This window comes from Ruegeria sp. BE1, from assembly GCF_056538885.1.
The window spans coordinates 257,772-280,666 of sequence record NZ_JBQFTY010000001.1 but is presented as its reverse complement, the minus strand read 5'-3'; the positions used below and the strand labels follow the sequence as shown (position 1 = coordinate 280,666).

17 protein-coding genes are annotated in these 22,895 nt (G+C 58.7%); 9 read left to right on the top strand and 8 right to left on the bottom strand.

Going from position 1 to position 22,895, the window contains the following annotated elements:
• Positions 1-396: 396 nt before the first annotated feature.
• Entirely contained in the window at positions 397-1,377 is a 981-nt protein-coding gene (locus ACR0J5_RS01370) for a DUF2971 domain-containing protein (protein ID WP_480650065.1), read from the bottom strand.
• Between the two features lie 332 nt (positions 1,378-1,709).
• On the opposite strand from ACR0J5_RS01370, the gene ACR0J5_RS01365 reads away from it, so the two are divergent.
• A complete protein-coding gene (locus tag ACR0J5_RS01365) occupies positions 1,710-2,774 on the top strand; it encodes a hypothetical protein (protein ID WP_480650064.1) in 1,065 nt (354 codons plus the stop codon).
• Positions 2,775-2,963: 189 nt separating this feature from the next.
• Positions 2,964-4,898: a TniQ family protein gene (locus ACR0J5_RS01360; RefSeq protein WP_480650063.1), complete on the top strand. Its 1,935-nt coding sequence runs from the start codon at positions 2,964-2,966 to the stop codon at positions 4,896-4,898.
• Positions 4,899-5,033: 135 nt separating this feature from the next.
• On the opposite strand, the gene ACR0J5_RS01355 is transcribed toward ACR0J5_RS01360, so the two are convergent.
• Complete coding sequence (locus ACR0J5_RS01355; RefSeq protein ID WP_480650062.1) at positions 5,034-7,316, bottom strand: adenosylcobalamin-dependent ribonucleoside-diphosphate reductase; 2,283 nt, start codon at positions 7,314-7,316, stop codon at positions 5,034-5,036.
• 128 nt (positions 7,317-7,444) lie between these two features.
• On the opposite strand from ACR0J5_RS01355, the gene ACR0J5_RS01350 reads away from it, so the two are divergent.
• The gene (locus tag ACR0J5_RS01350) at positions 7,445-7,876 is read left to right on the top strand and encodes a DUF1489 family protein (protein WP_480650061.1); all 432 of its coding nucleotides are present in this window, start codon (positions 7,445-7,447) and stop codon (positions 7,874-7,876) included.
• Here the strand turns inward: ACR0J5_RS01350 and hisG are convergent.
• The 3 genes from hisG to hisS are packed head-to-tail and all read right to left on the bottom strand — an operon-like array spanning position 7,873 to position 11,138.
• Positions 7,873-8,562 (bottom strand): ATP phosphoribosyltransferase, encoded by a 690-nt coding sequence (hisG, locus tag ACR0J5_RS01345; protein ID WP_480650060.1) that lies wholly within the window; start codon positions 8,560-8,562, stop codon positions 7,873-7,875. The genes ACR0J5_RS01350 and hisG overlap by 4 nt on opposite strands.
• Positions 8,559-9,647: an ATP phosphoribosyltransferase regulatory subunit gene (locus tag ACR0J5_RS01340; protein WP_480650059.1), complete on the bottom strand. Its 1,089-nt coding sequence runs from the start codon at positions 9,645-9,647 to the stop codon at positions 8,559-8,561. The genes hisG and ACR0J5_RS01340 overlap by 4 nt, the downstream gene beginning before the upstream one ends.
• Positions 9,648-9,650: 3 nt before the next feature.
• Positions 9,651-11,138: a histidine--tRNA ligase gene (gene hisS, locus ACR0J5_RS01335; protein WP_480650058.1), complete on the bottom strand. Its 1,488-nt coding sequence runs from the start codon at positions 11,136-11,138 to the stop codon at positions 9,651-9,653.
• Between the two features lie 124 nt (positions 11,139-11,262).
• On the opposite strand from hisS, the gene ACR0J5_RS01330 reads away from it, so the two are divergent.
• Together ACR0J5_RS01330 and ACR0J5_RS01325 are read left to right on the top strand one after the other, a co-directional pair.
• A complete protein-coding gene (locus ACR0J5_RS01330; protein ID WP_480650057.1) occupies positions 11,263-11,457 on the top strand; it encodes a SlyX family protein in 195 nt (64 codons plus the stop codon).
• Positions 11,458-11,471: 14 nt separating this feature from the next.
• Positions 11,472-12,155, top strand: coding sequence for a hypothetical protein (locus ACR0J5_RS01325; RefSeq protein ID WP_480650056.1), 684 nt, complete (start codon positions 11,472-11,474; stop codon positions 12,153-12,155).
• A 9-nt stretch (positions 12,156-12,164) separates the two neighbouring features.
• Here the strand turns inward: ACR0J5_RS01325 and ACR0J5_RS01320 are convergent, their stop codons facing one another.
• From ACR0J5_RS01320 to dnaE, 3 genes are all read right to left on the bottom strand, one after another.
• The gene (locus tag ACR0J5_RS01320; protein ID WP_480650055.1) at positions 12,165-12,485 is read right to left on the bottom strand and encodes a hypothetical protein; all 321 of its coding nucleotides are present in this window, start codon (positions 12,483-12,485) and stop codon (positions 12,165-12,167) included.
• Between the two features lie 53 nt (positions 12,486-12,538).
• Positions 12,539-12,757, bottom strand: coding sequence for a YMGG-like glycine zipper-containing protein (locus ACR0J5_RS01315; RefSeq protein WP_480650054.1), 219 nt, complete (start codon positions 12,755-12,757; stop codon positions 12,539-12,541).
• 85 nt (positions 12,758-12,842) lie between these two features.
• Positions 12,843-16,343 (bottom strand): DNA polymerase III subunit alpha, encoded by a 3,501-nt coding sequence (gene dnaE, locus ACR0J5_RS01310; RefSeq protein ID WP_480650053.1) that lies wholly within the window; start codon positions 16,341-16,343, stop codon positions 12,843-12,845.
• 342 nt (positions 16,344-16,685) lie between these two features.
• Between dnaE and xdhA the strand changes: the two genes are divergently transcribed.
• The 4 genes from xdhA to ACR0J5_RS01290 are packed head-to-tail and all read left to right on the top strand — an operon-like array spanning position 16,686 to position 22,892.
• Positions 16,686-18,044, top strand: coding sequence for a xanthine dehydrogenase small subunit (gene xdhA, locus ACR0J5_RS01305; protein WP_480650052.1), 1,359 nt, complete (start codon positions 16,686-16,688; stop codon positions 18,042-18,044).
• Positions 18,041-20,443 (top strand): xanthine dehydrogenase molybdopterin binding subunit, encoded by a 2,403-nt coding sequence (xdhB, locus tag ACR0J5_RS01300; RefSeq protein WP_480650051.1) that lies wholly within the window; start codon positions 18,041-18,043, stop codon positions 20,441-20,443. Before xdhA ends, xdhB begins: the two co-directional genes overlap by 4 nt.
• A complete protein-coding gene (gene xdhC / locus ACR0J5_RS01295; protein ID WP_480650050.1) occupies positions 20,443-21,378 on the top strand; it encodes a xanthine dehydrogenase accessory protein XdhC in 936 nt (311 codons plus the stop codon). Before xdhB ends, xdhC begins: the two co-directional genes overlap by 1 nt.
• Positions 21,375-22,892, top strand: a complete 1,518-nt coding sequence (locus ACR0J5_RS01290) for an ABC transporter ATP-binding protein (protein WP_480650049.1) — start codon at positions 21,375-21,377, stop codon at positions 22,890-22,892. Before xdhC ends, ACR0J5_RS01290 begins: the two co-directional genes overlap by 4 nt.
• Positions 22,893-22,895: the final 3 nt, after the last annotated feature.

The following is a 22,895-nucleotide window of genomic DNA, read 5'->3' as shown; positions in this document are numbered from 1 at the left end:
TGCACGTGAGTTTCCTTTTTGGTGGCTTAGTGTTTCCCTAGGTTAGACCTGGGCAATATAGAACGTGATCCTTTGAGGCGGAAACGGGGTGGTTCGTCGACTTGCGACCGCGTTGATCAGCTAGCTCGGAAAAAGAAAATTCTGTGCACTCGGGCAGCAGGGAGAATATGGCGCCCCTTTTCAGTCCGTTAGCCAGTGCAGGCGCGTTTGGATGGAAGCCCGGTCACGATCTGAAGGCTTGGGGTTTCTCCAGGCCATCACGGCCGCCGTTCGGTGTAACCTCCGTGAGTGTCCGAGACGCGCAACGAACGGGTCATTCAAGGTGGCTATTCAAACGGCTCTTTTCAGAAGATCGCATGCCAAACTCTTCAAAACTTCCTACAAGCACACACGCCTTTATCGGTTCGCTATCGTTTCCAACGTTAAATTTCCACCCCTGTCGCTTGCCGACACTTGCGTCAAGTGGATGCTACGATCCGAACAGATTTCATGCATCCATCTTTTGTTTTCATCTGAACAATTCCTACCAAGAATAACACTTCTAGGTTTTGGCATTGGTAGTGGCCTCGTTGCGTAAGACTCACCAATTAGCGTTACAATTCTCCATTCTTTTTCATAAGCCCAGTCGTCTTCCTTGATAATCGCAATATAATGACCGAATAAGTTGTTAAACCGCTCCTCTCCCGGCCTCTTGCGCAAATAGTTCGTAATGTCCCTCTGCTTCTTTGAATAAAAGACAGGATAGCACATTCTACGTCTCAAATCGCTGTAGTTGAGCGCCCCAAAATCATACTCGATTGCGAATCCTTTGTGCGAATCTGAATAGTGCGACCACATGAGTGTTGATCTCAATGTTGCTGATAAAGACAAAACGCCAACGTTTTTTCTCATACCTTCAGAGGTTTCTTGAACCAGCTTATGGTTTGCCCAATCCTGCACAAACTTTAGAGTTTTTCTTACCTCTTCCTCATGTTCATGCGGATGAGTTAGAAAAACCTCATCCATTAGCTTCTCCATGAATTCAGATGACGTAATTGGTCGCCGAATCCCTGCATTATAGTGCTGAGAGACCTTGGAACTATTTGTTCGTAGTTCTTTAACCCGAGCTTCGAGCTCTTCTCTACTTAGATCGTCAACGACCATCGCATCGGGGCGGAAAAATGCCCCGCATTCGTTGGGATCATTGAGCTTGCCAGCCGATGCTGTCCAAAGTGTATTGTTGAGAAACGCGTCTTTGTGGGATTCGGTAAATGATCGAAATTTATAAAGAGAGGATGGAACATGGGGGTGCTTGACCATGTAGGCACCTTCGATATCCAAGCGATCGACGTCATAATGAAAAAGTTTTTTTATGAACTGTCGCTTCCAAGTTTCCAATGAAAATTCCTTTCTAGTACGAATCTGTTTTACGTTCAGTTTTTAATGGTCTGCTATTTGTTGGGCTATGCGGCACATTGGGTTATTTGGACTCAAAGCAGCCACCTGCCGCACTCAACTCGGACTACTGCGTCGATGGGTGCTTCGTTGCCCCTGAGACAATTCAATGTGGCGGAGTTTGTTTGGTGTGGGTTTCTGGCACAATATTGATAACAAGGGCGTCCTCACTGTCGCCTAGTTACTTGCCTAGATGCAGTTGCGTACCTGCGTTTTTTTTCCATATCTTGATGTAGAGAGGCAATTTGAGCTTTGCAGGCAGGAGGTAACTATTCATGCAAGATGAAGAGGGCACGGCTGACGAGATGCCGGAAGATATTACAATTCCGAGCAACCTTCAGTTTATCGCTAGGGGGTTTGTAGATGAGAGCTACGCCAAAGAGGCAATGGGAAAGTTGCACTCCATCCTCAGCGTAATCAGCCGATCCATTGACCTAACCGACTTGGATGGAGTGACGATTGCTTTCGACTACGACATGGCATTGGCGGAGCTTGATCGCGGATATGAGACTACCTACCAACTCACCGCTACTAAAGGTGCCGCTATCGGCGTCGCAATGGCACCCGCAGTCATTCGCAACGGAGTTATCAAAACGCACCTTGTCCTCAATGCGAATTACGCGCTCAGCATCCTTGAGCAGCCGGGGGAGGAAACTGAGTACTTTTGGCAATCACTTCATTTAGTTGCGCACGAGTGCGCACATGTGGAGGTGACGGCAGCATTTGACAGGTCTTTCCCTGGCTATCTTCTCCAGAAAAAGCACAAAAACATCCTAGACAACATGCGCTGGCAGGTAATTCTGGCCGCATGGGATGAATACGCAGTATGCCGTATCACGGGCTCGATCGGCTATGACCCCTCAGACGGGTATCTCGAAACCTTGATTGAGGTGCTGAGCGATACCAGAAGCCAATGCTACGAGATGATCAAGGCATATCGAACTCATGGAGATGTCGGGAAAGTTTCTGCAGAAGTGTATGGTAAGCTAGGCGACCTGCTAAAGTATTCTTCGTACTACTTGGGTGCAGCCGCTGCGCAGGAGACCCCAGAAACACATCCGACTGCACTCACCGAAGGGACGGAGTTTGCATGGTTTGCTCCGTTCTATGAAAGCTTGATCAAGGTGCACGAAGCGCTTTGGAGTGAATTTGGGAAATGGAAGGCGTTGGAGGCTTTTGAGGCAATCGGTGATATTTTAGAGGACATGAGCGAGAGCATTGGCATCGTTGCTTCACGCGAGTCCGACAAGTTGATTAAGTTCGATATCCCATACCGGCGGGAAAGTATGCCGGACAGCGTTTTCACGAATCCACTAGTGCGCGCATTTCTCGACAGATAGCCGCCTCTCATACGAAAGGCCGCATCGACTAGAATGAGCTTTATTTTGCCATTCTCTACGCGATGGACAAATGACCACTTCGACTAAAAAAGGAAGATCTTTCTGCCAAAAAGGGAAAACTATGCTGCTCGTATCAGTTGCACGGTTGACCATCAGGGTTAGGGCTGAAACTGGCAGGTTCAGACGACCATGCAACCGCGATTAAACCAAGCAGGACTTCTGCTTCAGACCTGCGGCGAACAAATCAAAACTCTACAACATTCGAATCTTCAACTGGCGGAAGACGCTATCCCGATGAATCTCCCTCTTACTTGCGATGTCCGGCCCGGAGAATCCCTTGCTTCTTTCACGTCCCGATTGGCAGCATGCAATGGTTTAAGCGCCGCTGAATTCTGCCGCGACCATGGGATATCTTTCCAGTCCGCCATCGATGGCAACACCGATTGCCTATACCAAATCGCCGCCTTGGCGAAGGCACCCGCCCAGGCATTGGAAGCTTGGACGCCGCGCAAAGCTCGGCATCGGTCTATGGATTTTCGAGGACATCTATTTAGCTCCAAAACACTAAAAGGTCCGCAAGTCCGTGGGTGCCTGGCCTGTCTTGCCGAGGATGCAAAATCGGCTTCAGGCCCTATAGAGCACGCTATGGCTTTGCGAGGCGAATGGTCGATACCTCACGTTCAAATTTGCCTGCGCCACCAAACTCCCCTTGTGCCCCTTTGGTACGAGCCAAAGCCGACACTGCGATACGACTCACCCCCCCGATTCAAAGAAATCCTGCCAAAACTCCTTGCTAGCCCTCCCGGATATTCCACCTGCGAACCCACAGATTTTGATGTTTGGCTCGCAGAAAGACTGAACTATCACAAACAAGAAAACTGGTTGGATGACCATCCCTTGCATGCTGCCGCAAGCTTTTGTCAGGCTCTGGGATATGCGCTTCAACGCCTGCCTGATCAAGAAAATTCTAGGGCTTGGCATCCTTACGCCCGCGGGTTTGAAGTCGCGAAATTTGGGCCAGAAAGCATCAAGAAGTCCCTGCAAAAGCTCCATTATCTGCCGCTCGGTCCACAAGCTGGCGCCAAGAAAATCTACCCAAAGCTATTTGAACGACTGACCTATGACACGATGGAAGATCCAGATTTCGCTCCCTTTCGAGAAATTCTGCGAGAGCACATGATTGAGACCTGGCCACTTACCAAAGGCGAAAACTTACTGGGAGCGACGCCCACAAAACGCCGCCTGCATTCCGTTCGCACCGCAGCCCGAGAATATCAGATCGATCAGCGTCGCATGCGTAAAATGCTTGCCGCCGCCGAAGTAATACCTGCATCAGACGCACCATCCGCTCGTCCAGATGTGTGGGAGGTTTTTGACGCTGATGGTTCCGAAAACCTGCTGCGCAAACTGAAGCGCTTGGTGTCAGCAAAGGAGTTCGCCGCCAGCCTGCACATGAGCCGCTCGCAATTCGACCTTCTCGTCCGGGGTAAAATACTGCGGCCGAGCTTGAGCACTGATGATGTAAAAACAATCTGGGATCCTGACACTGGTGCAGCTTTTCTCACTTCGCTGTTCTCAAGATCATGTCCGCTCATACAAGCTACGGCCCCTTGGGTTTCTATTGCAAAATCCGCTCAAAGGTTGAAGATCAACCCGGCAGAAATCGTCCGAGCGATCCAAAACGGGCAATTGCACCGCGTAGGTCAACTTGTTTCATTCAAAGGCTATGCAGCGCTTCTCGTGGATCATGAAGAAGTTTCCTCGATGCTGCAAGCTTCGCCTTTGGAGGCGATGTCGATAGAAGAATTCTCAAAACAGGTGGGTTTCAGCCGACCAAGCAACCTGAAGCGCCTGATCTCTTGCGGTTATGTACAGGTCAGCGAATGCCGAAACCCCCGAACCCGACGGCTCCAGACCTACTTCACTACCTCAGATATGTCTGCCTTCCACCGCGAGTTTGCTACTCCACGATTAATGGCTGGGCTCTATCGTCGTAACTGGCAGAGCCTCTTAGTCGAACTAAAGCGTGCAGGCGTGAAGCCCTTTAGAACAGAGGCCGAAAATTTCGGACCGATATACCGGCTGGAAGCCGTATTTAAAGCCCTCGGTGATCCACCAAAATAGAAAAGCGGCAAGGAAACACCCAACCGCCCTTTTGTCCAATGCTGAACATCTGCCAAAATAGTCTTGACAGCGATCTAGCATTCTTATGCCTTAAATTGGCACTCTTATGCTTTCGTGACACTAGCGGCGCCCGTTTCACCCACATTTCGAATGGCCGCAGCTGCGGCAGGTCATGCAGCCTTCGACCATGACCATTTCAAACTGCCCGCAAGACGGGCAGGCTTTGCCGCGGGGCGCGTCCATATTGACGACCTGAGCCTGCGGGTCGGATTTCAGCCCTGTGCCCTCGCCTTCCAAAAAGCCGATATTGATCATGTGCTGTTCGATCACCCCGCCGATCGCCGCCAGGATCGAGGGGATGTACTTGCCGGACACCCACGCCCCGCCGCGCGGGTCGAAAACGGCCTTCAGTTCTTCAACGACAAAGGACACGTCCCCGCCCCGCCGGAACACGGCCGAGATCATGCGGGTCAACGCCAGCGTCCAGGCATAGTGCTCCATGTTCTTCGAGTTGATGAACACCTCGAACGGGCGACGGCGGCCACCAATGACAATGTCATTGATGGTCAGGTAGATCGCATGCTCGCTGTCGGGCCATTTCAGCTTGTAGGTCGATCCTTCCAGCGATTGCGGGCGGTCCAGAGGTTCAGACATGTAGACGACCTCGCCTCCATCCACCTCATGCGGGGCCGCCGCGCTTTCGCCCGGTGCGGTATCTGCGCTTTCCGACACGGTCAGGACGGATCCGGTCACGTCATTGGGGCGATAGGTGGTACAGCCTTTGCAACCCTGATCCCAGGCCTGCATGTACACATCCTTGAACGCGTCAAAGCTGATGTCTTCCGGGCAGTTGATCGTTTTGGAGATCGAACTGTCGATCCATTTCTGCGCTGCCGCCTGCATCTTGACGTGATCGGACGGGGACAGCGTTTGCGCGTTGACGAAGTAGTTGGGCAGGTCCTTGTCGCCGAACTTGTCACGCCACATCTGCACGGCATAGTCCACGACCTCTTCCTCGGTGCGCGAGCCATCCTTTTGCAGAACTTTGCGCGTGTAGGCATAAGCAAAGACCGGCTCGATCCCCGAAGACACGTTGCCCGCGTACAAGGAAATCGTCCCGGTCGGCGCAATTGAGGTCAGCAGGGCGTTGCGGATACCATGTTCGCGGATTGCATCACGCACGTCCTCGTCCATCTGCTGCATCGTGCCGCTAGCCAAGTATTTCTCGGCATCGAACAGGGGGAACGCGCCCTTTTCCTTTGCCAAATCGACCGACGCCAGGTACGCGGCGCGGGCGATCGCGTGCAACCAGCGCTCGGTCTGACGCGCCGCCTCGTCGGAGCCATAGCGCAGGCCCAGCATCAGCAGAGCATCCGCCAGTCCAGTCACGCCCAAACCGATGCGGCGCTTGGCTTGCGCCTCGGCCTCTTGTTCGGGCAGCGGGAATTTCGACGCATCCACCACATTGTCCATCATGCGTACGGCTGTGGCGACCAGCTCTTGCAGCGCGGTCTCGTCCAGATGGGCGGCATCTTCAAACGGTTCCGCCACCAACCGGGCAAGGTTGATCGATCCCAAAAGGCAGGCCCCATAGGGCGGCAGGGGCTGCTCGCCACAGGGGTTGGTGGCCGCGATGGTTTCAACATAGCTCAGGTTGTTGGCGGCGTTTATCCGGTCGATGAAGATCACGCCCGGCTCGGCATAATCATAGGTGGCCTGCATGATCTTGTTCCACAGATCGCGGGCCTGCACGGTGTGATAGACCTTGCCATCGAAGACCAGCTCCCACGGGCCATCGGCCTTGACCGCCTCCATAAAGGGATCGGTCACCAGCACGGACATGTTGAACATGCGCAGGCGGGCGGGGTCGGACTTGGCGGTGATGAACTGTTCGATGTCCGGGTGATCGCAGCGCATGGTGGCCATCATCGCCCCCCGGCGCGAACCGGCGGACATGATCGTCCGGCACATGGCATCCCACACATCCATGAAGGACAAAGGCCCAGACGCATCCGCCGCAACGCCTTTTACATCCGCACCACGCGGGCGGATGGTTGAGAAGTCATAGCCAATCCCGCCGCCCTGTTGCATGGTCAGCGCGGCCTCTTTCAGCATGTCAAAGATGCCGCCCATGCTGTCGGGTACGGTGCCCATGACAAAGCAGTTGAACAGGGTCACCTGCCGCGCGGTGCCTGCACCCGCGGTGATGCGGCCCGCAGGAAGGTATTTGAAATCCTCCAGCGCGGCATAGAATTTCTCTTCCCAATGATCCTGATCTTTTTCCACTCGCGCCAGATCGCGGGCGATGCGCCGCCAGCTGTCCTCGACCGTCTGATCTATGGGTGTGCCATCCGCCTGTTTAAAGCGGTATTTCATGTCCCAGATCTGCTCGGCGATGGGGGCGGCAAAGCGGCTCATTGGCGAATCCTATTTTGCTGTGAGGCGGACACAGTACCGCAAACCGCATCCAAACCACAACTCCTTGATGATGGGGCGCGACAAGCTACAATATAAAGGTGGCCTTGGGACGACTCTGTGGGAAAGCTGTGGATAAGTACGTGAACCTCATCAAACTGTCGGTTGGATCGGAAAGCGTCGACACGCTGATGGCGTGGCAGGACAGCCGCAAACCGCTGTATCAGGACGGCTGTCCGCGCCATGTCACCCGCATGTGGCCCAAGCGAGAGGCCGAGATTCTGAACGGCGGATCAATCTATTGGGTGATCAAGGGCGTGATCCAATGCCGCCAGCGTATCCTGCGACTGGACGAGGTACGGGGTGAGGACGGCATCCGCCGCTGCGCCATCGTTCTGGACCCCGAAGTGCATCGCACACAGAACGCCCTGAAACGCCCATTTCAGGGTTGGCGCTATCTGAAACCAGAAGACACCCCCGCCGACCTGCCCAAGGGCCGCGAGCAGGATGACGCCCTGCCCGACGATCTGAACCGCGCGTTGGCCGAGATCGGCGTGCTTTAACGCAGCCGATCCAGCAACTCGGTCAGAACGGCCTTGTCGTCGGCCTCGTATTTCGCGGCCCGGCTGCGCCACAGCGTCGCCTGCGATTGCAGGATCAGTCCGTCCGACAGGATTTTCAGGTGGTTCGCCCGCAATGTCTCACCGGTCGAGGTGATATCGGCAATCGCCTCGGCGGTTTCGTTCATCACCGTGCCCTCGGTCGCGCCCTGGCTGTCGACCAGAGTGTAATCGGCCACGCCCGCATCGGTCAGAAACTCACGCACCAGCCGGTGGTATTTGGTGGCAATCCGCAGACGGTGGCCATGCGTCTTGCGAAAGGCCGCCGCCGCCGCATCCAGATCGTCCAGCGTATCCACATCCACCCAGCAGGCAGGTGTCGCGATGATCAGATCGGCCTTGCCAAAACCCAGTTGCGAGATTTCTTCGACCTGCTGCTCCCACCGGGGCAGTTTTTCATGCACCAGATCGATGCCGGTCACACCCAGATGAATGCGCCCTGCGGCCAGTTCACGCGGGATTTCACCGGCTGAAAGCAGAATCAGCGACACACCGTCGATCCCATCCACCTTGCCCGCATATTCCCGGTCTGACCCGCTGCGCGACAGGGTGATGCCGCGCTTTTCGAACCAGCCAAAGGTCTTTTCCATCAACCGGCCTTTTGAGGGCACGCCCAGTTTCAGGCTCATTGCGTGTCCTCCTCGATCTCAAGCATCAGGTCAGGGCGGATCACGCCGCCAATGGCCGGGATTTCGGCCCCGTCGCCCAATTGCCGGGTCAGCGCGTCATAGCGCCCCCCGGTTGCGATCGGCGGCAGGTCCGGGCGACCCTCGGCGTAAAAGCCAAAGACAAAGCCGTCATAATACTCCATCGAGGTCCGGCCATACGACGCCTCGAAATCCAGCCGCTCAACATCCACGCCGCGCGCCTGCAGGGCGGCCACCCGCGCCTCAAGACGGTCCAAAGCGGGGGTGATCTGCGGCAGGTCCACGGCCACGTCCCGCAACTGTTCCAATGCAAAGGGCATCGTCTCGCGCACGGCCAGCAGGGAATCCAGACCACCCATCTCGGTCTCGGAAATCACGCCTGTATCACGGTCGATCCGCAGGGCCTCGATCCGTTCCAGTATCTCGGGCGCAGTGCGCTTGCCGATCATTGGCGCGTCGGTGTTCAGCGGATCATCCGCATCCAGCAACGCAGCCCGGCTTTCCAGGTCAGGCTTGCGGCCCCCAAAACGATCCAGCAGGACACGGAACCGACGGGGACGCCAGAGATGCCGCATCAAGGCCGCCTTGCGGCGGTCCGTCGTGCGCAGCCCCTGAACCGCAGCCGTCAGAATGCCAATATCCCCGGTCGCCGCGCGCAAGGGCAGCCCCCGCAGTTGCAGGGCGATCAGCGAGAACACCTCGGCATCGGCCCCGGCGGGATCTTCGCGGTCAAACACCTCATACCCGACCTGGATATATTCGTTCGAACGGTCCGGGTCGTGTTCCTGCCGCCGGAACACCTCACCGGAATAGGTATAGCGCGCGGGCTCGGCCCCCTCGCGCATGTGCATCTGCACCACGGGCAGCGTGAAGTCGGGGCGCAGCATCTGCTCACCCCGCAGCGCGTCCGAAGTCACATAAGCGCGCGCGCGAATATCCTCACCGTAGAGGTCCAGCAGCGTACCCGCCGGTTGCAGCAGCGGCGGGTCCACGATCTGCGCGCCTGCGGCCTCGAACCGGACACGCATCATCGCGGCACGGGCCTGTATCTGGGAACGGTTGGGCATGGCTCAGTCCTGACTGTCCAGAATTTCACGCACTTTCGCGACCAGATCGCCGCGCGGCACTTCGAACTGGCTGGGGCGTTCTTTCCATTCCTCAAGCGTGGCGCTTTCGGCGATCTTGGCCCCAAGGATCAGGTCTTTGATCTGGACGATTCCATTGGCCTTTTCGTCACCACCTTCGATCACAGCGATGGGCGAGTTCCGCTTGTCCGCATATTTCAGCTGATTGCCAAAGTTCTTGGGGTTGCCCAGATAAACCTCAGCCCGGATGCCCGCATTGCGCAGTTCGGCGACCATGGCCTGATAGTCGGCCATGCGGTCACGGTCCATCACGGTGACAACCACAGGGCCTGTCGCCTGCGCCGCGATCCGCCCCTTTTCGCGCAGAGCCGCCAGCAGGCGATCGACACCAATGGACACTCCGGTGGCAGGCACTTCCTGCCCGGTAAAGCGCTTGACCAGATCGTCATAGCGACCCCCGCCCGAGACCGAGCCGAACTGCCGCTTGCGGCCTTTCTCGTCGAAAATCTCGAACGTCAGCTCGGCTTCATAAACCGGCCCGGTATAATAGCCGAGGCCCCGCACGACCGAAGGATCAATCTCGATCCGGTCCGAACCGTAGCCGCCTGCATCCAGCAGCGCACCGATCTGTTCCAATTCTGCGATCCCGTCCGCGCCGATCTTGCTGTCGCCCACGGCCGCGCGCAGATTGGCTAGCGTTCCGGCGGCATCCCCAGCCTTCGAGGTCAGGAAGGCAATCACCGGCTCGGCCTGATCATCGCTGAGGCCAACACCGTCAATAAACGCGCCCGAGGCATCCAGACGGCCCTTGGTCAGCAGCTCACGCACCCCAGCCTCGCCCACCTTGTCGAACTTGTCGATCGTGCGCAGAACGTTGTCTCGGGCGGCAGCGTCTTCGCCCAGACCCATCGCCTCAAGCACGCCGTTCAGAACCTTGCGGTTGTTCACGCGCACCAGATAGTCGCCGCGCGGGATACCAACCGTTTCCAACGTATCCGACAACATCGCGCAAATCTCGGCATCCGCGGCCATCGAAGCCGTCCCAACCGTATCCGCATCGCATTGATAGAACTGACGATACCGCCCCGGCCCCGGTTTTTCGTTGCGCCAGACCGGACCCATCGCATAGCGGCGATAGGGCGTTGGCAGGTCGTTGCGATGCTGCGCGTAAACGCGAGCCAAAGGCGCGGTCAGGTCATAGCGCAGGGCCATCCAGTCACCATTGCCGCCTTCGTCAAACTCCTGCCACGCAAACACGCCCTCGTTCGGGCGGTCCACGTCGGGCAGGAACTTGCCCAGCGCCTCGACCGACTCAACCGCGCTGCTCTCCAAGGCGTCGAACCCATAGCGATGATAGACATCCGCAATCGTCCGCAGCATCTCGGTGCGCTGCGAGACTTCCTGGCCGAAATAGTCGCGGAACCCTTTCGGCGTGACGGCCTTGGGGCGGGGCTGTTTCTTGGGCTTGGCCATGTGGGGCGTCCTTCGCGGTCATCTTCCGCGCGCGGTCTATCCCATGGCCCGCATCGGGGCAAGGCGCGCTTTGACTGGTCATGGCCCGCCCGTGCCGCTATGACCACGCCCAAAGGAGAGCCCCATGCAGCATCTGGAAGAACAGATCGCCCACCTGACCCGCACGGTCGAAGAACTGAACACGGTCGTCACGGCCCAGCAATCCGAGATCGACCGCCTGACCCGGCGCGTCGAGATGCTGTTGCAGCGCGAGGCCGAACGGGCGCAGGAGGGGTCCGGCGGGGTCATCTTCGGCGACGAACGCCCGCCGCACTATTGAAGGGTGCACCGTTGGTGGATGCTGACAGAAACGAACCCTGCGTGTGGATTGCCACGACGTTGAACGACATCAATTCCGTTCATGCCTTGAGCCGCAAAGAGTTCGGCGAGTGGCGTTTGACCCAGACACCCGAACGGGTCGAATGGTCGAAACAGATGGTTCGAGAATCCGACCTGGGTTGGAAACGCGGGGAAATTCTAACGACCGAGCAAGTTGGGGAAGTCTGGTACTACAACAATACTCTTGGGTATTGCCCGCCACCCTTTATGAGCGGTGGCGGCTATCCACTTATCTCTGAAACCGCAAAAGCGGTTTTGGAGCAGTTTGATCTGGGCGAAACAGTATTCCACCCCCTGACCATCCTGTCCCCGGACGAAAGCCAACTGACAACGCCCGAGCCCTATTTCCTGCTGAATGTCGGCAATAAACGATCGATGGGCAATTATGAGGCGCTTGGACCGGAGGGGGATGACCGCGCGCCTCTCAACAACATAGGAAGCGGCCTTGTTTACCTGCCGAGAGGCGATCAAGAGAACGAACTTGTCGTCGTCCCCGAGGCCCTCACCGGACCCGATCTCTGGCTGGACCCGAAAGTGCCCGCGCTGCTGTTCCTGTCCGACCGCCTCGTCACCGGCCTCAAACAGGCCGGGATGGACAAAGGCTGGGGACTTGTGCGCTGCGCGGTGGGCACGCTCTAGCGTCCGCGCCTAGAGCCCCAGCGTTGACTTCACCGCACTATCGACCACGCCGCCCAACAAGGCATCCTTGTCAGCAGCGCATCGTTCTGACAGCGCTGCAATGAAAGTCTCGCGCAACTGGGCCTTTTCCTCATCCGTGGTCGCGTGATCCTCGATATTGATCTGACGGTTATAGAGCGACAGGGCCGTCATTTTCTCGACAACCGTCACGACAAAGGCTTCGTCCCCGTCCGCCTCTTCGGCGATTGAAGCGCAAGTGTAGTGCATCACAGGTAGAGCCTCTTGCACCATCTGGTCAGCTGCCTCATCGGCCACCGCCAGACCCGGCATCGTCAGAACTGTAGCACAAGCCAGAGTTTTCAAACTGTTAAACCGCATCGTCATCACTTCCAGTTATGTCCGATAATGGCCCCGGCCACGCCACCGATCGCAGCGCCTTTGCCATCGCCGATCAAAGCGCCGACACCGGCCCCGATCACCGCGCCTTCGATCGTGTTTTTCTTCTTTTTATCGTCCGCCAAACCCGCTGATGCCGAAGCCAGCGCCAGCGACGCCGCCGCTGCAAGAGTTAGCGTTTTGAAACCAATGGTCGAAATTGCCATATCAGTGCCCTCCCGTGGCACGCCTCTAAAACGGGCATGACCTCAGCCTAGCGGTGTAAAAACGCTGAGGCAACAACCGGGAAGGTCAGATTTCCTGTACCTCGGTAACGCCGTCCAACGACTTGATCGCGCCCTTGATCTGCGGATTGATCGGAAAATCCTGCCCCAGATCCATCTCGACATCTCCGGGTAATCCGGGGTCGATCAGACAGATATGGATCGGCCCTTTCGAGGCTCGCTTGGCCGCACCCGCAGCTTCCTCCAACACGGTTGCAACAGTTGCCAGAACGCCGGGCGTGTCCACGAAAATCCGCAGCCCCGTCGCCCCCGCATCGGCCACCACGGTGTCCACCGGCCCGACAGAGCGACCAAGCAGTTTCAGCTGATCCGCCTCCATCGTGGCCTCGGCGGTCAGGACCACCTGCGCGCCGGTCTCAAGGTACTCGCGCGATTTCTCCAGCGTTTCCGAGAACAGCGTGACCTCATACGCACCACTGGGGTCCGAGAGCTGAGCAAAAGCGAACCGGTTGCCGCGCGCCGATTTCCGCTCCTGACGACCGGCAACTACGCCGGCCATCTTGGCTATGAACGGGCCCGAGCGCGCCTTTTCGGTCACCTCGTCCAGCGTCATCACCTGCTTGCGTTTCAGCGCGGGCATATAGTCATCCAGCGGATGGCCCGACAGATAGAACCCAATGGCCTTGAACTCTTCGCTCAGCCGTTCGGCAGGCAGCCAGTCGGGCGTGGGCGACAGGCGCGGTTCAGGCAGGTCATCGCCCGCCTCCCCAAACAGCGACACCTGGTTCGAGTTCTTCTGTTCGTGGATCGCCGCCGAATACTGCACCAGCGGATCGAGGCTTTCGAACACGCGGCGGCGGTTCTTGTCGAGCTGATCAAACGCCCCCGCGCGGGCCAGCATCTCAAGCGGGCGTTTACCGACCTTTTTCAGATCGACCCGGCGGGCGAAATCGAACAGGTTGACAAACGGCTTATCGGCCCGGCCTTCAACGACCAGGTTCATCGCCTCGACGCCCACGTTTTTCAACGCGCCCAGCGCATAGACCAACTCTCCGTTCACCACGTCGAAGGTCGCAAGCGATCGGTTCACACAGGGCGGGACATAGGGCAGTTCAAGCCCTTTGCGGACCTCTTCAAAGTAAACCGCCAGCTTATCGGTCAGATGGATATCGCAGTTCATGACACCGGCCATGAATTCAACCGGATGGTTCGCCTTGAGCCAGCCGGTCTGATAGCTGACCACCGCATAGGCGGCGGCGTGGGATTTGTTGAAGCCGTAATTGGCAAACTTGTCCAACAGGTTCCAAACCTCGGTCGCCTTGGCCTCGTCCACATCATTCTCGGCAGCGCCTTTGAGGAACTTGGGCCGCTCGGCGTCCATCGCCTCTTGAATTTTCTTGCCCATCGCGCGTCGCAACAGGTCGGCGCCGCCAAGGCTGTAGCCCGCCATTTCCTGTGCGATCTGCATCACCTGTTCCTGATAGACGATGATGCCCTGCGTTTCGTCCAGAATATGGTCGATGGACGGGTGCAGCGTGTCGCGTTCGCTGAGCTTGTTCTTGACCTCGCAGAACTTGGGGATGTTCTCCATCGGGCCGGGCCGATACAACGCCACGAGGGCGATGATGTCCTCGATACAGTCCGGCTTCATCCGCTTGAGCGCATCCATCATGCCCGAGGATTCCACCTGAAACACCGCAACCGTCTTGGCCGCCGAATAGAGCTTGTACGTCGCCTCATCATCCAGCGGGATGGCGTTGATCTGGTTCTCGGCCCCTTCGGCCGGTTCGTAGAGCTCCGTACCATCAGCAGCGATATGCAAAGGCCGCCCGGATTTGAAGATGATGTCCATCGCGTTCTGGATCACCGTCAGCGTCTTAAGGCCCAGAAAGTCGAACTTCACCAGACCGGCCTGTTCCACCCATTTCATGTTGAACTGGGTCGCGGGCATATCCGAACGCGGATCCTGATAGAGCGGAACCAAGGCGTCCAGCGGACGGTCCCCGATGACAACCCCTGCCGCGTGGGTCGAGGCATTGCGCAACAGCCCCTCGACCTGTTGGCCGTAGGTCAACAGCCGGTCAACGACCTCTTCGTTGCGCGCCTCTTCGCGCAGGCGGGGTTCGTCTTTCAGCGCCTTTTCGATCGAGACGGGTTTGACCCCTTCCACCGGGATCATCTTGGACAGGCGGTCCACCTGCCCGTAAGGCATCTGCAACACCCGCCCGATATCGCGCACAGCGGCCTTCGACAACAAAGCACCAAAGGTGATGATCTGCCCCACTTTGTCGCGCCCATATTTCTGCTGAACGTAACGGATCACTTCCTCGCGGCGGTCCATGCAAAAGTCGATATCGAAGTCGGGCATCGAAACCCGCTCGGGGTTCAGGAACCGCTCAAACAGCAGGGAATAGCGCAGCGGATCAAGGTCGGTGATCGTCAGCGCATAGGCCACCAGCGAGCCCGCACCCGACCCGCGCCCCGGCCCCACCGGAATGTCGTGATCCTTGGCCCATTGGATGAAGTCCGCAACGATCAGGAAATAGCCGGGAAAGCCCATGCCTTCGATAATGCCCAGCTCGAAATCCAGCCGTTCCTGATATTCCTCGGGCGTCACCGCATGCGGGATCACCGCAAGACGTTTCTGCAGGCCCTCATTGGCGATGCGGCGCAGTTCGGCCACCTCATCATCCGCGAATTTCGGCAGGATCGGGTCGCGACGATACGCCATGAAGGCGCAACGGCGCGCGATCTCAACCGTGTTCTCAATCGCCTCGGGCAGATCGGCGAACAGCGTCACCATTTCCTGCTGCGACTTGAAATAGTGTTGCGCGGTCAGACGGCGACGGCCGTCTTGTTGATCGACGTAAGCGCCTTCGGCAATACAGATCAGCGCGTCATGCGCCTCATACATGTCCGTCGTCGGGAAATAGACGTCGTTGGTTGCGACAAGCGGTAGGTTCTTGGCATAGGCCATCTCAACATGACCACGCTCGGTGAGGCGTTCCGCCTCGGGCTGGCCACCTTCGCCCGGATGACGCTGCAACTCGATATACAGCCGATCCGGGAACATCGCCGCCAGCCGATCCACCAGCGCCTCAGCCGCCGGGCGTTGGCCCTGTTGCAACAGCATCCCCACCGGTCCGTCCGGCCCACCGGTCAGACAGATCAAACCATCCGACCGCTCGGCCAATTCGTCCAGAGTGACCTGCGGCAACTGCCCGCCCTTATCCACGTAAAGGCACGAGCTGAGCTTCATCAGGTTCTCATACCCGACCTCAGACTGAGCCAACAAAACCAAAGGCGCGGGCGCTTTGGGCTTTTCCCCCGGCTGCGCCTGCACATAGGTCAGATCAACCTGACACCCCATGATCGGCTGAATTCCGGCCCCACTGGCCGTAACCGAAAACTCAAGGGCCGAGAACATGCTGTTGGTGTCGGTCACCGCAACGGCGGGCATCTCTGCCTTCTCACACAGGCCAGGCAGCTTTTTCAGCCGCACAGCGCCTTCCAGCAAAGAGTATTCCGTATGGACACGAAGATGAATGAATCGGGGGGTACTGCTCATACCGCTCAGGCTATCGCAGGTGGACAGGCTGCAAAAGCACCAACCGCATATTTGGATCGCCTAAAAAATCGACAGCGATTATTCGAAATTTCAAGAAGGTGCTTCAGGAAGGACATGGCGCCATTTGCAAAAGCGCTGCAATTCCAACCAACTGAACGGCGCTTGAACCGGGCAGTGACAGATGAATTGGCTATAATACTGTATAATATATACAGTTTTTCTTGCCAGATCAGGGGCGCTGTTTCTAACATCTGACGGCAAGCTTTACGCCCGCCACTCTTTCTACGTCGCATCGAAGGAGGGCCGCAGGGGCGCAACCGGGTAACGCGACGGGTTTCACGAATGAACATCACGTTTCTTCTGAACGGAGAGACAGTGGAACTGGCGGATGTCGATCCGACGGCCACCCTGCTGGACTGGCTGCGCGAGGATCGCGGCCTGACCGGCACCAAAGAAGGTTGCAACGAAGGCGATTGCGGGGCCTGTACCGTGATGGTGACGGACGAGGGCGGGGCAAAAGCGCTGAACGCGTGCATCCTGTTCCTGCCCCAATTGCACGGCAAGGCCGTCCGCACCGTCGAGGGCGCAAGCGGCCCCAATGGCGAGGTGCATCCCGTTCAGCAGGCCATGGTCGACCTGCATGGCTCGCAATGTGGCTTCTGTACGCCGGGCTTTGTCATGTCGATGGTTGCCAGCCACACGAACGGCGCGACGGATCATGACACCCAGCTTGCGGGCAACCTGTGCCGCTGCACGGGCTATGCGCCGATCATCCGAGCCGCCAAAGCCGCCGAAGAACACCCCGTTCCGGTTTGGGTGAAAGACAAACCAATTGCTGCGTCAACCGCATCGATGTTGCCGGGCTCATCCGATGAACTGGCCGCTGTTTACGCGGAAAACCCGGATGCGACTTTGGTCGCCGGCGCAACGGATGTCGGCCTTTGGGTCACCAAGCAACTGCGCGATCTGGAACCTGTGATTTTCCTCAACCGATGCGAGGATCTGAAACAGATCACTGTCACCGATGAGGAAATCCGCTTTGGCGCGATGGTCGACATGAACCGCATGGGCGCCGTGCTGGCAAACCACCATCCCTCTTACGCCGAAATGATCCGCCGCTATGCCAGCGTTCAGGTCCGCCACGCGGCGACCGTCGGGGGCAATATCGCCAATGGCTCACCCATCGGAGACAACCCACCCGCCCTGATCGCTTTGGGCGCGACCTTGCATCTGCGCAAGGGCGACACCCGCCGGTCTCTTCCGCTGGAAGCGTTTTTCATCGACTACGGCAAGCAAGACCAAGCACCGGGCGAATTCGTCGAAGCCGTCAGCTTTCCCCGTCAGGCGGATCGCCTGAAAGCATACAAGCTCAGCAAACGGTTCGATCAGGATATTTCGGCCGTTTGCGGGTGCTTCAACATCACCGTTTCGGACGGCACCGTCACCCACGCGCGCATCGCGTTTGGCGGCATGGCTGGCATCCCGAAACGGGCAACCCATGTCGAGGCCGCACTCATCGGCAAACCCTGGACACGCGAGACGATTGACGCCGCGCTGCCTGCCTTTGCCGACGATTATTCACCACTCACGGACATGCGCGCCTCGGCAACCTATCGTCTGGAAAGCGCCAAAGCGATGCTGGAGCGGTATTTCCTCGAAGATCAGGGCGAAGTCACCAGCGTGTTGGAGGTGTCGGCATGAGCGTCGCCAAACCCCTCCCCCATGATGCGGCCCCGCTGCATGTGGCAGGTGCCGCGCGCTATGTCGACGATATTCCAACGCCCAAAGGCACACTGCATCTGGCCTTTGGCCTCAGCCCGATTGCCAAGGGAACGATCACCGCGATGGACCTGACCGCCGTCAAGGCCGCCGATGGCGTGGTGCAGGTGATGACGGCGGATGACCTGCCTTTTGCAAACGATGTCTCGCCCTCAATCCATGATGAGCCGTTGCTGTCCGATGGCACCGTGCACTATATCGGCCAGCCGGTGTTTCTGGTCGTCGCGACCAGCCATCTGGCCGCGCGCAAAGCCGCGCGTCTGGGCAAGATCGACTATGCAGAAGAAACCCCGATCCTGACGGTCGAAGAGGCCCTTGCCGCCAACAGCCGGTTCGAGGACGGCCCGCGCATCTATGCCAAAGGCGATGCAGATGCCGCCATTTCCAACGCGCGTCATGTCATCGAAGGGAGTTTCGAGCTTGGCGGGCAAGAGCATTTCTATCTGGAAGGCCAGGCCGCTTTGGCCGTGCCGCATGAGGGCGCGGATATGCTGGTGCACAGCTCAACCCAGCACCCGACCGAGATACAGCACAAAGTGGCGGATGCTCTGGGCGTTCCCATGCACGCGGTCCGCGTCGAAACCCGGCGCATGGGCGGAGGGTTCGGCGGTAAGGAAAGTCAGGGCAACGCTTTGGCCGTCGCCTGCGCGGTGGCTGCGCGTGCCACGGGCAAGGCTTGCAAGATGCGCTATGACCGCGACGATGACATGATCATCACCGGCAAGCGTCATGCGTTTCGCATCGCTTACAAGGCCGGGTTTGACCAGAACGGCCACATTCAGGGCGTCTCGTTCCACCACTACGTCATTTGTGGCTGGGCGCAGGATCTGTCTCTGCCCGTGGCCGACCGCGCGATGCTGCATTCGGATAACGCCTATCTGCTGCCCAACGCGCGGATCGAAAGCCACCGGCTAAAGACCAACACCCAATCCGCCACTGCCTATCGCGGTTTCGGCGGCCCGCAGGGCATGGTCGGCATTGAACGCGTGATGGACCACGCGGCGCATGTCTTGGGTCTGGACCCGATCGAACTGCGCCGTCGCAACTATTATGAACCGGCGCACAAAGTGGCTGATCAGGCGCCGCATGAGAAACCACTGAGCCATCCCGACCCGCACGAAGACCTGACCAGCCGGGGCGCTGTGGAAACCGGTGACGCCCCGGTTCGCCCTCTGCCCGCAGGTGGCAACACTACGCCCTACGGTATGGAGGTCAGCGATTTCGAACTGCACGGCATGACGGACGCACTCCTGAAATCAAGCGACTATGCTGCGCGCAAGACCGCCATCGCGAAATGGAATGCCGAAAACAGCGTGATCAAAAAGGGCATCGCTTTCTCTCCGGTCAAGTTCGGGATTTCCTTCACGCTGACCCACCTGAACCAGGCGGGCGCTCTGGTGCATGTGTATCAGGACGGCTCGGTCCACCTGAACCATGGCGGCACCGAGATGGGGCAAGGGCTGTTTCAGAAGGTCGCGCAAGTCGCCGCATCGCGGTTCGGCATCCCGTTGGAGATGGTGAAAATCACCGCGACCGATACTGCCAAGGTGCCGAACACCTCTGCCACCGCGGCATCGTCGGGCAGCGACCTCAACGGGATGGCCGTTAAGGCTGCCTGCGACACGATCCGCGACAGGATGGCCGACTATCTGGCCGAGCGGCATCAGGCTGATCCATCGGCAGTTACTTTCGCGGATGGGCACGTCTCGGTTGGCGGGGAACGCTATACCTTCGCCGAAGCCGCAGCACTGGCCTATCAGGGCCGCATCAGCCTGTCGGCAACCGGGTTCTACAAAACCCCCAAGATCGAATGGGACCGGATCGCAGGTCGAGGCCGCCCGTTTTTCTACTTCGCCTATGGCGCGTCCGTCACCGAAGTTGCCGTGGACACTTTGACCGGCGAAAACCGCATCCTGCGTACTGACATCCTGCATGACGCGGGGGCCTCGCTGAACCCTGCGCTGGACATAGGTCAGGTCGAAGGCGGTTATGTGCAGGGCGCAGGCTGGCTGACGACCGAGGAACTGGTCTGGGACGGCAAGGGCAACCTGCGCACGCACGCGCCATCCACCTATAAAATCCCGGCCTGCTCGGACCGGCCTGACATTTTCAACGTCGCACTCTGGGATGGTGAGAATCGCGAGGACACGATCTATCGCTCAAAAGCGGTTGGGGAGCCGCCCTTCATGCTGGGTATCTCGGCCTGGCTGGCCCTGTCCAACGCGGTGGCGGCCTGCGGCGACAACTATCCGGCGCTGGATGCGCCCGCTACGGCAGAGCAGGTCTGGCACGGCATCCAAAGGGTAAAGGGAGGGGCCTGATGGGACTTGACCTTGAGACGTTGAGGGAGGCGGTCAAAACCCACGGGAAAGTCACCCGGGTTGTCATCGCAGCGATCAAAGGGTCATCCCCGCGCGAGGTCGGTGCAGCCATGCTGGTCTGGGGAACCGGGCAAAGCGGAACCATCGGTGGTGGAACGCTGGAGTTTCAGGCCGCCGAGGCCGCGCGCAAGCAATCCGCACCAATGCGCCTGACGCACCATGCGCTTGGCCCGGAACTGGGCCAGTGCTGCGGCGGCGCGGTTTCCCTGCTGAGCGAAATTTACGACGCAGCAGCGGTAGAGGCGCTGGATGACAAGGTCATTGCGCGCCCGACCGGGACTTCAACTATGCCCCTGTCTGTCAAACGCCTGCTGGCAACCGCGCGCGGACAGGGCATCGCACCTGAACCGCAGCTGATCGACGGCTGGATGGTGGAACCGGTTCACAAGCCCACGCGCAATCTGTGGATTTGGGGCGCAGGCCATGTGGGGCGGGCGCTGGTGGGTGTTCTCGCCCCCCTGCCCGATCTGGCCATCACATGGATCGACACAGGGCCCGCGCGTTTTCCAACCGACATTCCAGCCGGTGTAACCCCGGTTCCGGCTGCCAAACCGGCCGAACTGGTGCGTCACGCCCCCCCCGATGCCGAGCATCTTGTGCTGACTTATTCACACAATCTGGATTTAGAGCTGTGCAACCGGCTGCTTTCGCATGATTTCCGCTTTGCTGGCCTGATCGGCTCGGCTACGAAGTGGGCGCGATTCCGGTCGCGGCTGGCGGCGCTTGGGCATGCGCCCGCGCAAATCGGTCGGATTACCTGCCCGATTGGGGATCCAACACTGGGCAAGCACCCGCAGATGATCGCCGTGGGCGTCGCCGCACAATTGCTGCGCCCTGCCCGGCAGAATGAGTTGAAGAAGGACCTGAGCGCGTGACCCCTCCACTCCTTAGCCTGCAAGGGCTGACCAAAGCCTATCCCGGCGTCGTCGCCAATGATCAGGTGTCCTTTGACATTGGCGAGGGCGAGGTCCACGCCCTGCTGGGGGAAAACGGTGCGGGCAAATCCACGCTGGTGAAAATGATCTACGGGTTGGTGAAACCCGACAGCGGCACAATGTTGCTGCGCGGCCAGCCCTTTACGCCACCCGAGCCCCGCGCCGCACGCGCAGACGGGATCGCGATGGTGTTCCAGCATTTTTCCCTGTTTGATGCGCTGAACGTGGCCGAGAATATTGCGCTGGGGATGGAGAACCCGCCTAAGATGGGCGATCTGGCCTCTCGCATCCGCGAAGTGTCCGAGACCTATGGCCTGCCGCTGGACCCTTATCGCACTGTTGGTGATCTGTCCGCAGGTGAGCGTCAGCGGGTTGAGATCATTCGCTGCCTTTTGCAGGACCCCAAGCTGTTGATCATGGATGAACCGACCAGCGTTCTGACCCCGCAAGAGGTCGAAATTCTGTTCGAAACACTGAACAAATTGCGGTCCGAGGGCACCTCGATCCTCTATATCTCGCACAAGCTGGAAGAGATCAGAACCCTGTGCGACCATGCCACGATCCTGCACCTGGGCAAGAATGTGGGTGAATGCGTGCCCTCCGAGACCTCGGCGCGGGATATGGCCGAGATGATGGTGGGCTCGACCCTGCAAACGCCCGAACGGTCCGGGCGTGAGTTCGGCGAAGTTGCGCTGGATGTGAGCGGCTTGTCGGTGCCGTCGCCCTCGGAGTTTGGTACGGCGCTGAAGAATGTCCATATGACGGTCCGCAAAGGCGAGGTTCTGGGCGTCGGCGGCGTCGCCGGGAACGGGCAGGATGAACTGCTGGGTGTGCTGTCGGGTGAGATCACGACCACCGCCGACGCGATCAAGTTCAACGGCCAGAACATTGGCAAACTGGGTCCGACGGCGCGCCGTAAACTGGGCGTTTTGACCGCGCCCGAGGAGCGGTTGGGCCACGCAGCGGCCCCGGACATGAGCCTGACGGAAAACGCCTTGCTGACCGGGTCGGTGCGCGAAGGGCTGGAAAGCAACGGGTTCCTGAAATGGGCCGAGAGTAAGAGCTTTGCCGAGAAGATCATCAGCGCTTTTGACGTGCGCACGCCGGGGCCGGACAATGCGGCCCGGTCGCTGTCGGGCGGCAATCTGCAGAAATTCGTGATCGGCCGCGAGGTCTTGCAGAACCCCGATGTTCTGGTGGTGAACCAACCGACATGGGGTGTGGATGCAGCGGCCGCAGCCGCGATCCGGCAAGCCATACTGGATTTGGCGGCCAAAGGGACAGCAGTGATCTGCATCAGCCAGGACCTGGATGAGCTGATGGAAATCTCGGACAGTTTTGCGGCCCTGAACGAAGGCCGCCTCAGCGCCCCCCGCCCGACCACGGGTCTGACGGTGGATGAGATCGGCCTGATGATGGGTGGCGCGCATGGCATGGAGGTGGCGCATGTGTGACGC

Bases quoted from the DNA above. Each gene is read 5' to 3' on its own strand.
- ACR0J5_RS01365 (WP_480650064.1), top strand. From the start codon at position 1,710: ATGCAAGATGAAGAGGGCACGGCTGACGAGATGCCGGAAGATATTACA.
- ACR0J5_RS01360 (WP_480650063.1), top strand. From the start codon at position 2,964: ATGCAACCGCGATTAAACCAAGCAGGACTTCTGCTTCAGACCTGCGGC.
- ACR0J5_RS01355 (WP_480650062.1), bottom strand. From the start codon at position 7,316: ATGAGCCGCTTTGCCGCCCCCATCGCCGAGCAGATCTGGGACATGAAA.
- hisG (WP_480650060.1), bottom strand. From the start codon at position 8,562: ATGAGCCTGAAACTGGGCGTGCCCTCAAAAGGCCGGTTGATGGAAAAG.
- ACR0J5_RS01340 (WP_480650059.1), bottom strand. From the start codon at position 9,647: ATGCCCAACCGTTCCCAGATACAGGCCCGTGCCGCGATGATGCGTGTC.
- hisS (WP_480650058.1), bottom strand. From the start codon at position 11,138: ATGGCCAAGCCCAAGAAACAGCCCCGCCCCAAGGCCGTCACGCCGAAA.
- ACR0J5_RS01330 (WP_480650057.1), top strand. From the start codon at position 11,263: ATGCAGCATCTGGAAGAACAGATCGCCCACCTGACCCGCACGGTCGAA.
- ACR0J5_RS01320 (WP_480650055.1), bottom strand. From the start codon at position 12,485: ATGCCGGGTCTGGCGGTGGCCGATGAGGCAGCTGACCAGATGGTGCAA.
- ACR0J5_RS01315 (WP_480650054.1), bottom strand. From the start codon at position 12,757: ATGGCAATTTCGACCATTGGTTTCAAAACGCTAACTCTTGCAGCGGCG.
- dnaE (WP_480650053.1), bottom strand. From the start codon at position 16,343: ATGAGCAGTACCCCCCGATTCATTCATCTTCGTGTCCATACGGAATAC.
- xdhA (WP_480650052.1), top strand. From the start codon at position 16,686: ATGAACATCACGTTTCTTCTGAACGGAGAGACAGTGGAACTGGCGGAT.
- xdhB (WP_480650051.1), top strand. From the start codon at position 18,041: ATGAGCGTCGCCAAACCCCTCCCCCATGATGCGGCCCCGCTGCATGTG.
- xdhC (WP_480650050.1), top strand. From the start codon at position 20,443: ATGGGACTTGACCTTGAGACGTTGAGGGAGGCGGTCAAAACCCACGGG.